The sequence below is a fragment of the Curtobacterium pusillum genome, from assembly GCF_007673235.1.
Lineage (GTDB): Bacteria > Actinomycetota > Actinomycetes > Actinomycetales > Microbacteriaceae > Curtobacterium > Curtobacterium pusillum_C.
The window spans coordinates 352,635-365,717 of the sequence record NZ_VDZH01000002.1 but is presented as its reverse complement, the minus strand read 5'-3'; the positions used below and the strand labels follow the sequence as shown (position 1 = coordinate 365,717).

General features: G+C 71.3%; 14 protein-coding genes. 9 read left to right on the top strand and 5 right to left on the bottom strand.

Annotated features, from left to right (window positions below; genetic code table 11):
* Positions 1-29: 29 nt before the first annotated feature.
* Genes FS532_RS06440 through FS532_RS06425 form a run of 4 tightly spaced genes read left to right on the top strand, consistent with a single transcriptional unit; the run spans position 30 to position 2,680 of the window.
* Positions 30-626 carry a TasA family protein gene (locus tag FS532_RS06440; protein WP_144751589.1) on the top strand — a complete coding sequence of 199 codons (597 nt, stop codon included), beginning with the start codon at positions 30-32 and terminating at the stop codon, positions 624-626.
* Positions 623-1,516, top strand: a complete 894-nt coding sequence (locus FS532_RS06435) for a hypothetical protein (RefSeq protein ID WP_144751586.1) — start codon at positions 623-625, stop codon at positions 1,514-1,516. Before FS532_RS06440 ends, FS532_RS06435 begins: the two co-directional genes overlap by 4 nt.
* Positions 1,513-2,151 carry a signal peptidase I gene (locus FS532_RS06430; protein WP_260852595.1) on the top strand — a complete coding sequence of 213 codons (639 nt, stop codon included), beginning with the start codon at positions 1,513-1,515 and terminating at the stop codon, positions 2,149-2,151. Before FS532_RS06435 ends, FS532_RS06430 begins: the two co-directional genes overlap by 4 nt.
* A 1-nt stretch (position 2,152) precedes the next feature.
* Positions 2,153-2,680, top strand: coding sequence for a hypothetical protein (locus tag FS532_RS06425; protein WP_144751580.1), 528 nt, complete (start codon positions 2,153-2,155; stop codon positions 2,678-2,680).
* A 55-nt stretch (positions 2,681-2,735) separates the two neighbouring features.
* Here the strand turns inward: FS532_RS06425 and FS532_RS06420 are convergent, their stop codons facing one another.
* On the bottom strand, positions 2,736-3,665 hold the full coding sequence (locus tag FS532_RS06420) for an NADP-dependent oxidoreductase (RefSeq protein WP_186321937.1): 930 nt from the start codon (positions 3,663-3,665) through the stop codon (positions 2,736-2,738).
* Between the two features lie 91 nt (positions 3,666-3,756).
* Between FS532_RS06420 and FS532_RS06415 the strand changes: the two genes are divergently transcribed.
* The 5 genes from FS532_RS06415 (at position 3,757) to FS532_RS06395 (ending at position 7,501) form a co-directional block, all read left to right on the top strand.
* Positions 3,757-4,251 (top strand): MarR family winged helix-turn-helix transcriptional regulator, encoded by a 495-nt coding sequence (locus tag FS532_RS06415; RefSeq protein ID WP_144751577.1) that lies wholly within the window; start codon positions 3,757-3,759, stop codon positions 4,249-4,251.
* A gap of 128 nt (positions 4,252-4,379) precedes the next feature.
* Positions 4,380-5,699, top strand: coding sequence for a GNAT family N-acetyltransferase (locus FS532_RS06410; RefSeq protein WP_144751574.1), 1,320 nt, complete (start codon positions 4,380-4,382; stop codon positions 5,697-5,699).
* A complete protein-coding gene (locus FS532_RS06405; protein ID WP_144751571.1) occupies positions 5,699-6,025 on the top strand; it encodes a MazG nucleotide pyrophosphohydrolase domain-containing protein in 327 nt (108 codons plus the stop codon). The genes FS532_RS06410 and FS532_RS06405 overlap by 1 nt, the downstream gene beginning before the upstream one ends.
* A gap of 44 nt (positions 6,026-6,069) precedes the next feature.
* On the top strand, positions 6,070-6,504 hold the full coding sequence (locus FS532_RS06400; RefSeq protein ID WP_144751568.1) for a DUF2087 domain-containing protein: 435 nt from the start codon (positions 6,070-6,072) through the stop codon (positions 6,502-6,504).
* 10 nt (positions 6,505-6,514) lie between these two features.
* The gene (locus FS532_RS06395; protein ID WP_144751565.1) at positions 6,515-7,501 is read left to right on the top strand and encodes a squalene cyclase; all 987 of its coding nucleotides are present in this window, start codon (positions 6,515-6,517) and stop codon (positions 7,499-7,501) included.
* Between the two features lie 61 nt (positions 7,502-7,562).
* Here the strand turns inward: FS532_RS06395 and FS532_RS06390 are convergent, their stop codons facing one another.
* The 4 genes from FS532_RS06390 to FS532_RS06375 are packed head-to-tail and all read right to left on the bottom strand — an operon-like array spanning position 7,563 to position 12,920.
* Complete coding sequence (locus tag FS532_RS06390; RefSeq protein WP_079236773.1) at positions 7,563-8,561, bottom strand: ABC transporter permease; 999 nt, start codon at positions 8,559-8,561, stop codon at positions 7,563-7,565.
* Complete coding sequence (locus FS532_RS06385) at positions 8,558-9,496, bottom strand: ABC transporter permease (protein WP_222121945.1); 939 nt, start codon at positions 9,494-9,496, stop codon at positions 8,558-8,560. Before FS532_RS06385 ends, FS532_RS06390 begins: the two co-directional genes overlap by 4 nt.
* Positions 9,493-11,256 carry a dipeptide ABC transporter ATP-binding protein gene (locus FS532_RS06380; protein WP_144751559.1) on the bottom strand — a complete coding sequence of 588 codons (1,764 nt, stop codon included), beginning with the start codon at positions 11,254-11,256 and terminating at the stop codon, positions 9,493-9,495. Before FS532_RS06380 ends, FS532_RS06385 begins: the two co-directional genes overlap by 4 nt.
* Positions 11,253-12,920: an ABC transporter substrate-binding protein gene (locus FS532_RS06375; protein WP_186321936.1), complete on the bottom strand. Its 1,668-nt coding sequence runs from the start codon at positions 12,918-12,920 to the stop codon at positions 11,253-11,255. The genes FS532_RS06380 and FS532_RS06375 overlap by 4 nt, the downstream gene beginning before the upstream one ends.
* Positions 12,921-13,083: the final 163 nt, after the last annotated feature.

The following is a 13,083-nucleotide window of genomic DNA, read 5'->3' as shown; positions in this document are numbered from 1 at the left end:
CCGCACGACCACGACGACCAGGGGACGACATGACCAGCACGCCGAGGACGACCGGGCGCCACCGCGCACCGCGTCGCCACCGGTGGATTTGGCCGACCGTCATCGCCCTGGTCGTCGCGGTCGTCACCGCGATGCTCGGCACCGGCGGCACCTACGCACTCTGGAACGGCACGGCGAGCACCTCGGCGTCGACCGTCCGGTCCGCCACCGCGACCATCACCACCGGGCCGCTCTCGGCGATGAACACTGCCGTGCTCGGGCCGGGGATCGGCGTGACCGGGACCTTCACCGTGCAGAACACGGGATCGATCCCGCTCAGCATGCGCGTCGCGACCACCTCGACCAAAGTGTCGTACGCCACGAACTCCACGACCGCCGCCGTGCTCGGCGAGCTGACCCTGCGCCTGTCCGTCGTCGGTTCGACGGCCGACTGCCGCACCGGGTTGTCCGGCGCGAGCGGCCGTCTGGCGGCCTTCGACACCGGGAGCGGGTCCTTCACACTCCCCGCCGGGGCCAGCGCCGTCGGCTGTGTCGAGATGGACCTCGACGCCGATGCGCCGCAGAGCGTGGCGGGCGCCGTGACCGACTTCTCCCTCACCGTGACCGGGACGCAGGTGAGCGCGTGAGCCGCCGCCTCCGCGCCCTGCTCGCGGTCCTGCTCACCGCGGCGTTCGTCGCCGGTGGGTCCTCGGCCGCGTGGGCACTGTGGAGCGCCACCGGGACCACCGCCTCGAGCGTGACGATCGGCAAGACCGGGGCGTCCCTGAGCGGCACCAGCGACATGACGACCACGTTCTCGTCGAGCGTGACGTCGATGACGAAGCCGATCACCCTGACGAACTCCGGCTCGCTCGCCGGCACCGCGACGACCACCGTGTCCGTCGTGTCCGGCAGCTCGACCGCCCTCGCGCAAGCGGTGAGCGTCGTCGCGTGGCCCGTCGCCTCGACGTCGGCCTGCACGGCGTCCACCTCGGTCGGCACCGGTTCCGTGTCCGGCACCTGGGCGTCGCTGCCGAGCATGACGTCGAAGCTCGCCGCCGGCGCCAGCGCCGTGTGGTGCACGCGGAGCACGCCGACCTCGTCCGCCCCGGCGTCCACCACCACGAACGTGAACGTCAACCTCACGGTCACGGCGGGCACGTGGACGTCCGGCATCGTGCAGGGCGGCTTCTACCTGAACACCTCGGCCGCCACCCCGGCGTTCACCTGCACGGACCACAGCGGTACGTACGTCGAGGTCGCCTGGCCGACCTCGAGCCGCCCGAAGGACACCTGGTACGGGGCGTTCGTCGGTCCCGACGCCTCGACCATGGTCGGCCAGAAGGAGCAGGACTACTACGGGCGCTTCACCCTGGCGCCCGACCAGATCCCGGCCAACATCGCCACAAGCGGCCCGGTGACGGTCACGGTCAAGATCCTCGACAGCGCGGGCAACCCGACGAGCACCGTCGTGGCCAGCGGCACGATCACCCTCTTCACGCAGAACAACGGGAAGGCAGTCCGATGCGGCGCATGAGCACTGCCGGTGCGTCGGTCACGGGTTCTTCGGTCGCCGGTTCTTCGGTCGCCGGCTGGAAGGCCGTGGTCCGTGCCGTCGGGCTCGGCCTGAGCACCGGGCTGCTCCTGCTCGTCGCGGGGCTGGCGGTCGTGCTGATCGTCGTGCCGAAGGCCACCGGGTCGACCCCGCTCACGGTGCTGACGCAGTCGATGGACCCGACGCTGCCCCCGGGCACCCTGCTCGTCGTCCGGCCGACCCCGGTGGACGACATCCGGATCGGCGACGTCGTGACGTACCAGATCACCTCCGGGCAGCCCGCGGTCATCAGCCACCGGGTGGTCTCCGTGGCGTCGTCGTCCGACGGGTCCCGGACCTTCAGGCTCAAGGGCGACAACAACGCGCTCGCCGACCCGGCACCGGTCACCGCCGCACAGGTCCGTGGCGTGGTCTGGTACAGCCTGCCGGACATCGGGCTGGTCAACCAGCTCGTCAACGGGTCGCGCACGTGGCTCATCCCGGCGATCGCGGGGGTGCTGCTCGCCTACGGAGCCGTGATGGTGACGATCGGGATCGTGTCCGCGGCGCGGCGCCGGCGGAGCAGCATGGCTGGTGGGCGTCGGTCATCGGGGGCGCACCGGGCTACGCTCGGGTGACGTGACGGACGGCGTGGAACGGGCGAGGGCGCAGCTCGACGACGCCGCCCGGACGCTCCGGACCGCCGCGGTCCCGGACGAGGCACTCGGCGAGTACGTCGAGCCGAAGGCCGTGCTCGGCATCCGCCGCGAGCCCACCATGCGGTCGCTCGGCCGCGTCTGGCGGGTCGGTGCACTGCTCGTGGGTTCGTCGCTCGAGACCGGCGGTCGTGTCTGGGCGACGGGCCTGATCACGCGGGTCACCGACCCCGGACGCTCACAGTTCGTCTCCGTCTCCGCCGAGGTACGACGGGCGTACCGGGCAGCGGCGCAGAAGGGGCACTTCGCGCCGGGCGACACCGTGAACCACGGGGCGACGGCGATCCCGCTCGACGAGTCGCTCGTCGGTTCGTCGGCGGTGCTCTTCGTCGACGACGGGACCCCGCTCGTGCGCTGGTCCCCGGCCGGCGGCGCTGCCGTGCCGCTCGAGGCGTACCTCGCCGACCGGGTGGGGCTGCTGGTGGATCCGCCGCGGGGTGCGACGGACTGAGCGGACCGTCCAAGGACGGTCACCCCGTCCAGACCTGATCGCGACCGACGGGCTCTCAGACGAGGACGATGACCTTGCCCGCGATCCGACCGGCAGCGCCCTCGGCGTGCACCGCCCGGAGCTCCGTCAGCGGGACCCGCCGCGTCACCTCGACCGTGAGCTCACCGGCGTCGACGAGCGACACGAGCTCGGCCAGACGCTCCCGGTTCCGCAGGACGAACACCGTCTCGGCACGGACACCCCGGGACTCGTCGCCCGGCGTCGCGATGAACGCCGTGGTGCTCACCACCGCTCCCCCGTCACGGACCGCGGCCACGAACGCCTCGAACCGCTCGGGCTCGAGTGGCGCGAGGTTGAGCAGGACGTCGACCTGCCCCTCGACCGCTTGCAGGACGTCCGTCTCGGTGTGGTCGATGACCTGGTCGGCACCCGCTGCCCGGACCGCGTCGGCGCTGCGCGGGCTGGCCGTCGCGATGACGTGCACGCCGAGGCGCTTCGCGAGCTGGATCGCGTACTTGCCGACGACACCGCCCGCACCGACGATGAGCAGTCGCTGCCCGGCTTCGAGCCGACCGGAGTCGACGAGCGCCTGCCACGCGGTCAACGCCACGGACGGCAGGGCGGCGGCGTCGGCCAGCGGGATGCTCGTCGGTGCCGGGACGAGGGCGTCTGCCGGGGCGACGACGTACTCGGCCGCTCCCCCGTCGCGCTCCATGGGCAGGAACCCGATCACGGCATCGCCCACCGCGAGGTCGGTGACGCCGTCGCCGACGGTGTCGACCACGCCGGAGACGTCGTAGCCGGGGATGTGCGGGAGTTCGATGGGGATCGGGAGGAACCCGGCGCGCATGCCGTTGTCGGCCGCGCTGTAGGCGGACGCGGTGACCCGGACGAGCACCTCGCCGATGCCGGGCGTGGGCTGCTCGACCTCGCCGTACTGGAGGACCTCGGGTCCGCCGACCTCGTGGAACTGCACTGCCTTCATGATGATCTCCTTCGTCGTTTGCTTCGAATTCGAAGCGAATACCAGGAACGTACCACTGCTTCGAACTCGAAGCAACAGGTAGGATCGAATCATGTCCGAGACCCCGACCTCCCTGACCCCGACGCAGCTGGGCGCGTACTTCGCCTTCACCGAGGTCGGTGCGCTCCTCCGCCCCGCCGTCGAGCAGCAGCTCAAGGACGTGGGTGGGCTCAGCTACGTGCAGTTCCAGCTCCTGGCCACGCTCGGGGACGCCCCTGACGGGCACATGCGGATGACGGACCTCGCCGACGGGGTCGTGTACAGCCGCAGCGGGTTGACCTACCAGGCGCAGCTGCTCGAGCAGCGCGGACTCGTGACCAGATCGCCGTCACCGGACGACGAACGCAGCACGATGGTCTCGATCACCGATGCCGGACGGGACGTCCTCGCCGCGGTGTTCCCCGGGCACATCAGCACGGTGCACGGGCTCCTGTTCGCGTCGATCACCGACGACGACGCCGCCGACCTCGCCCGCATCCTCGGCACGATCAGCGGGCACCTGCGCGCGAACCCGCCCAGGTCAGCTGCCCGACGCCGCGCGAGGTGACGGGCCCGGCCGAGCCGACCACGGACCGAGATGCCGCGGACCGCACGACGCGACCGACGATGCGGCGCCGACCCGTGCCTCCAGGCCGGCCCTTCTCCTTCGTCACCGGCCACCGATAGTGTCGAGACGTGAGCAACGAGGCATTCGACGACCGTTACGAACTGCGCGAGTTCGCGCCCGGCGCGGGCGAGCAGGGCGCACCCGACGCCGAGACCGAGGCATGGATGCAGGCCGTCGGACTCGGGTTCCACGAGACGCACCCCGGCGACGAGCACGCCGCGCGCATGGTCGAGCACTTCGTCGAGGACGGCAACACCTGGCTCGGCGCCTACGTGCGTCGTCCGGCGAGCGGCTCCGTCGACGAGACCTGGCCCGCCGGCACGTTCGCGTGGTTCCGGAAGTCGCTCAGCTGGGGCGACGGATCGTCGATCGACACGCAGGCGATCTCCGCGGTCACGGTCCGACCGACCGAACGACGCCGCGGGATCCTCCGCAGCATGATGACGCACGCGCTCCAGCGCGGTGCCGCCGACGGCTACGCCCTCGCGTCGCTCACCGCGTCGGAGGGCACCATCTACCGCCGCTTCGGCTTCGGCAGCGCCATCCGGGAGCGCGCCGTCAGCGTCCGCCGCAACCGCGCGCTACCGTTCCTCGCGCCGACGACCGGCGTCGTCAGCGTCGTCACGCCCCAGTGGCTCGCCGGTGGTCCCGGCCGCGCGGTGTTCGACCGCTTCAACGCGCGCACCCCGGGTTCGATGGTCCGGAACGCCGGCACGTGGCCGGTCGTGTTCGGGCTCCTCGACCAGGAGGGCCAGAAGGCGAAGGACGTCCGGGCCGCCGTGCACCGTCCCGACGACTCCGACGAGGTCGACGGCTACGTCACCTGGCGCGTCAAGGAGAGCCGCGACGGCGACACCGTGCTCGAGGTCGTCGACCTGGTCTACGCGACCGACGCCGCGTACCTGTCGCTGTGGGAGTTCCTGCTCTCGATCGATCTGAACGACGTCGTCAAGTACAACCGGTCGCGGCTGGACGACCCGATCGTGGCGGCCCTCGGGGACAACCGCGCGTACGACGTCGACCACGAGGAGGACCACGTCTGGCTGCGCGTCCTCGACGTGCCGGCGGTGCTCGCCTCGCGGCCGTACGCCGTCGACGGTTCGCTGACGCTCGCCGTCACGGACACGCTCGGGTTCACCACCGGCACGTACCGACTGGACGTCCTGGAGGCACGGGGCACCGTCACGAAGACCGCCGACGTCGCCGACGTGGCCGGTTCTGACGTCCAGCTCGACGTCGCAGACCTCGGTGCGTTGCTCCTCGGCTCGGTGTCGCCGGTCACGCTGGCAGCCGCCGGCCTGCTGCGCGCAGCAGACCCGGCTGCGCCGGCGCTGCTCCGAGCGATGCTCACCCCGCCGCGGACGCCGCACGGGATCACGTACTTCTGATGGACGTGCAGGAGCTGAGCGACGAGGTCGAGGCTGTCTCCGCGTTCTACGCCGAACGACACGGCATCGACCGGACACCCGAGTGGTTCGTGCTGAAGCTCGGCGAGGAGGTCGGCGAACTCACCCAGGCCTTCCTCGCCCGGTCGGGCCAGGCGCGGCGCAAGGGACGGACCGATGCCGAGCTCGAACAGGGCTTCCGTGACGAGATCGCGGACGTCCTCGCCCAGGTGCTCCTCGTGGCCAGGCACTTCGACGTCCCCATCGACGACGCAATCCGCGAGAAGTGGTCGAAGTGGCACCCGGACCGGATGAGCGCCGGATCGTGACAGACCTGTCTCGATCGGTGGGGCGGGCGCGTCAGGCGGTCGCCGTGCTGGCCAGTCCGACGCTGCGTGCTGCCGTGGTGGGTGACGGCGAGATCGACGATCGGACCCGATCGGCGATCGCCGCGTTCGACTGGCTCGGCGCCGACGGCCCGGACACACCACTGCTCGGGAGGACGGCGCAGGACCTGCAGCGGCTGCAGGCACCGGCCGCGTTGCTGGAGTTCGACCGCATCGCACGGATGCCCGCTCCGGACGACCAACGGCACCCCCTGTCACTGCGAATCGTGGGGCTGGTGTTCGAACGGCTCGGGGCGACCCGTCCGGTCCCCGAGCCGGTGCTCAACGCGGCGATCGCGATGTTCGCAGAGGACGTCGCGATCGTACGGCGGGACGCGGTGGACCTCGGGGTGCTCGAGCGGACGGACGACGGCGCGGCCTACCGGTACGTGGGGCAGGACGGGTCGGGCAGCTCGGCGTAGTCTCCGCGCCATGAGCGACGACGACGGGGTCGACTGGCTGCTCGACTCCGACCCGGCGATCCGCTGGCAGGTGGAGCGGGACCTCCTCGGCGCGCCCGCCTCGACGTGGCAGGCCACCCGAGCACGCGTCGCCACCGAGGGACTCGGCGCGGCACTGCTCGCCCACCAGGACCCGGACGGGCAGTGGGCGGGCGGCGCGTACTTCCCCGCGGACTTCGACTTCGACGGCCCCGAGGCGAAGGAGCCCGGGCAGCCGTACACGGCGACGACCTGGTCGCTCAACGCCCTGCGCGACTGGGGCCTCGACGCCGCCGTGCTCGGGGACACCGCCGCGCGGCTCGACGCGAACAGCCGGTGGGAGTACGAGCAACTGCCGTACTGGGGCGGCGAGGTCGACTGCTGCATCAACGCCTTCACGCTCGCGAACGGCACGTGGCTCGGCGCGGACGTGGACGGCATCGCGGACTGGATGCTCGAGCACCAGCAGCCCGACGGCGGCTGGAACTGCGAGTGGGTCGAGGGCTCGACGGTGTCCTCGTTCCACTCGACCCTCAACGTGCTGGACGGGTTGCTGCAGCACGAGCAGCTCACGGGCGGCCGGCACCCACGTGCGGAGGAGCTCCGGGAGGCCCGGCACCGGGGCGCGGAGTACTTGCTGGAACGGCGGTTGCTGCACCGGAAGTCCGACGGCGAGGTCGTCGGCCCCTGGGTGCACCGCTTCGCGTACCCGTTCCGGTGGAGCTACACCGCGTTGCGGGTGACAGACCACCTGCGCGCGGCATCGTTGCACGACGGCACCCCGCCGGACCCGCGCGCTGCCGAGGCGGTCGAGGTCGTCCGCGCCGCACGGAACCCGGACGGCACGTGGACGCAGGGCGAACGGCCGGCCGGGCGGCAGTGGTTCGAGGTGGACGTCCCCGCGGGTGAACCATCGCGGTGGCTCACCCTCTCGGGCACGCGAGTCCTGCGGTGGTGGGACGACGCACGCTCCGCGTGACCCTCGCACCGAACGAACCACGACCTCGCACCGTGCGAGGGCGACGGCGACGCGCCGCGCCCTACGCCCGCCGGCGCACCCGGGGATCGACGAACGCGTAGACCACGTCGACGATCACGTTCGCCGTCACGATGAGCAGCGCCGAGAACAGCGTGAAGCCGACGACCACCTGCAGGTCGAGCGTGTGGACCGCATCGATCAGCAGCGCACCGAGGCCCTGCATCGAGAACACCTTCTCGGTGATGACCGCACCGCCGAGCAGCGACCCGAGGTCGAGCCCGAACAGCGTCACCACGGGCAGGATCGCCGTCCGGAGTCCGTGGCGCACCACGACCTGGCGTTCGCGCAGGCCCTTCGCGCGGGCCGTCCGGACGAAGTCCTGCGACATCGACTCGAGCATCTCGCCGCGGGTGAGCCGGGCGTAGATCGCCGCACTGATGAACGCGAGCACGCACCACGGCAGGATCAGGTGTGTCAACCACCCGACGGGATCGTCACCGAACGCGACGTACCCGCTGGTGGGCAGGATGCCGAGCACGAACCCGAACAGCAGGATGCCGAGCAGCCCGACGAGGTACGACGGCGCGGACACCCCGGCGACCGCGACGGTCATCACGGCACGGTCGACGAAGGTCCCCCGGCGCAGGGCCGAGAGCGCTCCGCCGGCGACCCCGGCGACGAGCCACAGCACGGCAGCGCCGACCGCGATCGAGGCGGTGACGGGCAGGCGGGACAGGATCAGGTTCGTGACGCTGTCGTGCAGCTGGAACGAGTACCCGAAGCACGGTGCGGCGCAGTGGATGACGGACGCCCCGGAGCCGAACGTCCGACCGGTGAAGATCCCGGCGAGGTACGCCCCGAACTGCGCGAGCCACGGCTTGTCGGTGCCGAGGAAGGCCTGGACCTCCCGCAGCCGGTCGGGCGTGCACGGCTTGTCGCAGATCGCCCGGGCGGGGTTCGTCGGCAGCAGCATGAAGAGCGCGTAGGTGATCGCGGCGACGACGAGCAGCACGACCGCGGCACCGAGGACGCGGATGGCGATGAAGCGGAACGTGCTCATCGTGCACCTCCACGGGGGTCGAGGGCATCGCGGAGCGCATCGCCGAGCACGTTGAAGGCCAGGGTGATCAGGAACAGGGCGAGCCCGGGGAACACGAGGTACATCGGGTCGGTCTGCACCCACCCGATCGCGTCGCCGATGCTCCGACCCCATGACGGTGTCGGCGGGGTCACGCCGACGGCGAGGAACGACAGGGCGGCCTCGGCACCGATCATCGAGGGGATCGAGATCGTCGCGTAGACGGTGATCGTCGCCGCGAGGTTCGGCAGCAGCTGGGTCCGGATGACGTGCCACCGGCCGGCGCCCATCGCGGTCGAGGCGACGACGTAGTTCCGGCTCACGAGCGACAGGGTCTGACCGCGGACGACACGGGCGACGGACGGCCAGCCGAAGAACCCGATGACGAGGACGACGAGCACGGGCTTCGGGAAGGACGTCGGCACGATCGCGGTGAGCGCGATCATGAACACGAGCGACGGGAACCCGAAGATGACGTCGACGACCCGGGAGAGCACCCGGTCGTACCAGCCGCCGAAGAAACCGGTCGTCACACCGACGAGCACGCCGATGACGATCGACAGGACGGTCGCGGCGAGGCCGATGCCGAGCGAGGTCCGCGCGCCGTACGTCACGATGGCGAACAGGTCGCGCCCGGTGAGCGGCTCGACGCCGAACCAGTGCTCGCCGCTGATCCCACCGCCGACGCCCTTCGGCGCACCGAACGAGTTCAGTGCATCGATGTTGTAGCCGTACGGGTCCTGGCCGGTGATCGCGGCGATGAGCGGCGCGGCGATCGCCACGACGACGAACACGACGATGACGACCGCGGACGCCACGGCCCAGCGGTCCTGCCGGACCCGGCGCACGACGGCACGGAACCCGGTGCTCCGGTTCGCAGCGGCCGACACCGGACGGTCGACGACGTTGGCGGTCACGAGGCCACCCCTTCCCATGCGCGCCAGGCCTCGCGGCGGGCGGCCTGTCGCACTGGATCGGCGACGGGCGCTGCGGCGAGGAGCATGCGCGTGTAGTCCTGCTGCGGGTCGTCGAGCACGGCGTCGGTGGTGCCCCGTTCGACGACGCGGCCGCGGTGCAGCACCACGACCTCGTCGGCGAGCTGCCGGACGACGGCGAGGTCGTGGCTGATCAGCAGCATCCCGAAACCGAACTCCTGCTGCAGATCGGACAGCAGATCGAGCACGGCGGCCTGCACGGTGACGTCGAGGGCCGAGGTCGGCTCGTCGGCGATCACGAGCGCGGGCCGGAGTGCGAGGGCCCGGGCGACGCCGACGCGCTGCCGCTGTCCGCCGGAGAGCTGGTGCGGGAACCGCTCGGCCCACGACGGGTCGAGCTGCACCGCGACGAGGAGCTCCCGCACCCGTTCCGCACGCTCGGCGGTGGAGGCGGTGCCGTGCACCAAGAGTGGCTCGGCGATGCTCCACCCGATGGTCTGCCGCGGGTTGAGCGAGGACGCCGGGTCCTGGAAGACGATGCCGACGCGGCTGCGGAGCTCCCGCAGCCGTCCGCCCCGGGCCGTGCGGAGGTCGCTGCCGTCCACCTCGACCGAGCCGGCCACGACCGGCACCAGGCCGGCGAGCGCCCGCCCGATGGTCGACTTGCCGGAACCGGACTCCCCCACGAGGCCGAGGGTCTCGCCGGCGCGGAGCTCGAGGTCGATCCCGGACACGACGGGATCGCCGCGGCGTGCGTACCGCACGGCGACGTCGCGCAGCTGCGCGACGAGCGGCCTGGAGGCGCGACTCCCGTCCACGACATCCGCTTGCGCTGGTCCGAGACTCGCGCTGGGCGACACCTCTCGCGCGGTTCTTGCCGAGAACTGTCGCTCAGGCCGAGACTCGGCCGCAGTGCCAGCCCCGGGGCCAGCCGCAGCAGGCGGGGCGGAGGCGGGTCGCGCCTCCAGGCTGGGGACCGCGTCGAGGAGTGCTCGGGTGTACTCGGCGGTCGGGTGCGCGAAGACCTCCGCGACCGTCCCGTGTTCGACCGGGTCGCCCCGACGCATCACGAGGAGTTCGTCGGCGACGTCCGCCACCACGCCCATGTCGTGCGTGATGAGCAGCACCGCGAGGTCACGCTCGCGCCCGAGCCTGCGGAGGAGGTCGAGGATCCCCGCCTGCACCGTGACGTCGAGCGCCGTCGTCGGCTCGTCGGCGATGAGCGCCACCGGGTCCCCCGCGAGCGCCATCGCGATCATCGCCCGCTGCAGCTGCCCGCCGGACAGTTCGTGCGGGTACGCCTTCCGGATCCGCTGCGGGTCGGTGAGCCCGGCGGCACGCAGCAGCTCGTCGATCCGCGCGGACACCCCGGCACGGTCGAGGTCCGTCGGGTGCGCCGTGATCGCCTCGGCGATCTGCGTCCCGATCGAGAGCACGGGCGTGAAGGAGTTCATCGGCTCCTGGAACACGACGCCGATGCTGGCGCCACGGACCGCGCGCAGCTGGTCGTCCGTCGCGCCGACGAGCTCGGTGCCGCGGAACCGGATGCTGCCGCTGACCCGGGCTTCCGGCGGGAGCAGACCGAGCACGCTCATCGCGCTGACGGACTTGCCCGAGCCGGACTCGCCGACCAGGGCGAGCACCCGGCCGGGCGTCAGGGTGAAGGAGACGTCACGGACAACGGGCTCCGCGTCGCCGAACGCGACGCGGAGCCCCTCGACCTCGAGCAGCGGTGCACTCACTTCGCGAGCGAGACCTTGAGGTAGTTCGGGTACGCCGGGAAGTCCGCGATCTGGAAGTTCTGCACGTTCGAGCCGGCGAGGAACGACTGCTTCGCGTAGGTCAGCGGCACGATCGGGGCGTCGCCCATGATCTTCTTGTCCGCCTCGGCCCAGAGCTTCTGCGCGTCCTTCTGGTCGACGGTCGCGCTGGCCTCCTTGATGAGGGCGTCCACCTCGGGGTTGCTGTACTTCGAGACGTTGTAGCCGCCGCCACCGATCTGCGACGAGTCGTAGAGCGGCTGGATGTTGGCGTTCGCACTCGGGAAGTCCGGCTGCCAGCTGAAGAGCGCCAGGTCGAAGTCGGTGCCGTCGGTCGTCGCGGTGTAGAACGAGTCCGAGTCGAGCGGCTTCAGCGTCACCGTGATCCCGGCGCGCTTGAGGCCGGCCTGCAGGGCCTGCGACTGGGCGAGGCTCGACGGGTCGTTCTGCGTGGCGAGGGTCAGCTTGAGGTCGGAGACACCGGCCTCCTGCAGGAGCTCCTTCGCCTTGGCGACGTCACCGGACGCACCCGGCTTGTACAGGTCGTAGTCCTGGCGACCGGCGATGCCCGGCGTGATGAGGGTCGTGGCGTACGAGCCGGCGAGCGCACCACCGGCGGCGATCCGGTACGACTTCTTGTCGACGGCGTACTGCAGCGCCTGGCGGACCTTGAGCTCCTTGAGCGAGCCCTTCTGCGTGTTGATCGCCATGTAGGTGATCGGGCCGGCCTTCGACGTGGCGAGGCGGTCCTGCGCGGACGGGTTCGAGCGGACCTGGTTCAGCTCGGCCGCACCGAGGTACGTGGCGCCGAAGGAGTCCTTCGCGTCGCCGTTGTCGGCGATGAGCGTCTGGGTGACCGTCGACGGGTCCTGGCTCTCCTTGAACACGACCTTCGACGGACCGGCGGTGCGGACGTCGTCGGTCGACGCGCTCCACTCCTTGTTCCGGACGAGCGTGATCTGCGAGCCCTGCGTGTTCGACTGCACCTGGTACGGGCCGGACGCGACGGGCTTGGCGTCGTAGGCACCGGTGTCGGTGCCGTCGCCCTCGGGGACCGGGGCGAACGCGGGCATCGACACGAGCCACGGCCAGTCGCCGTAGGCCGCGTTGAGCTTGAAGACGATGGTGGAGTCGTCCGGCGTCTCGATGCTGTCGAGCGTCTTGCCGTCGAACGGGCCCTTGTACGTGTCACCGCCGACGAGGAGCGACTTGTGGTAGCTCAGGCCACCGGTGAGGGTCGGCGCGAACGAGCGCTCGATGCCCCACTTGATGTCCTTCGTGGTGATCGCCGTGCCGTCCTGGAACTTCAGCCCCTTCTTGAGGTGGTAGGTCCAGGTCTTGCCGCCGTCGCTCGAGTCGCCGGTGTTCGTCGCGAGGTCCGGGACGACCTTGGCCGTCTTGCCGGGCTCGACGTCCCACGCGGTCAGGCGACGCAGCACGAGGCCGAGCGTGGTGATGTTGAGGTTCTGGCTGGTGGCCGGGTCGAGGTGCACCGAGGTCGCCGTCGTCAGGATGTTGAGCGTGCCGCCCTTGGCCGTGCCGCTCGATGCGTCGTCGGAGGCCCCTCCGCCCGAGCAGCCGGTCAGGACCAGGGCTGCTGCTGCGGCGACCGCCGCGGTGATGGTCAGGCGCTTGGGGCGTCTCATGACGATGCTGCTCCTCGTGGGAAGTGGTGGGGGTGGCGACCGTGGGGTGGTCGCTGCTGCGGCTCGGGTCGGGTCACCGGGCGCCGTCCATCCTGACACCCGGGCGTGCGACCGTCCGAATCTCGTGCGTGCGGGACGACGCACGACGTAACGGTCCAAGTCC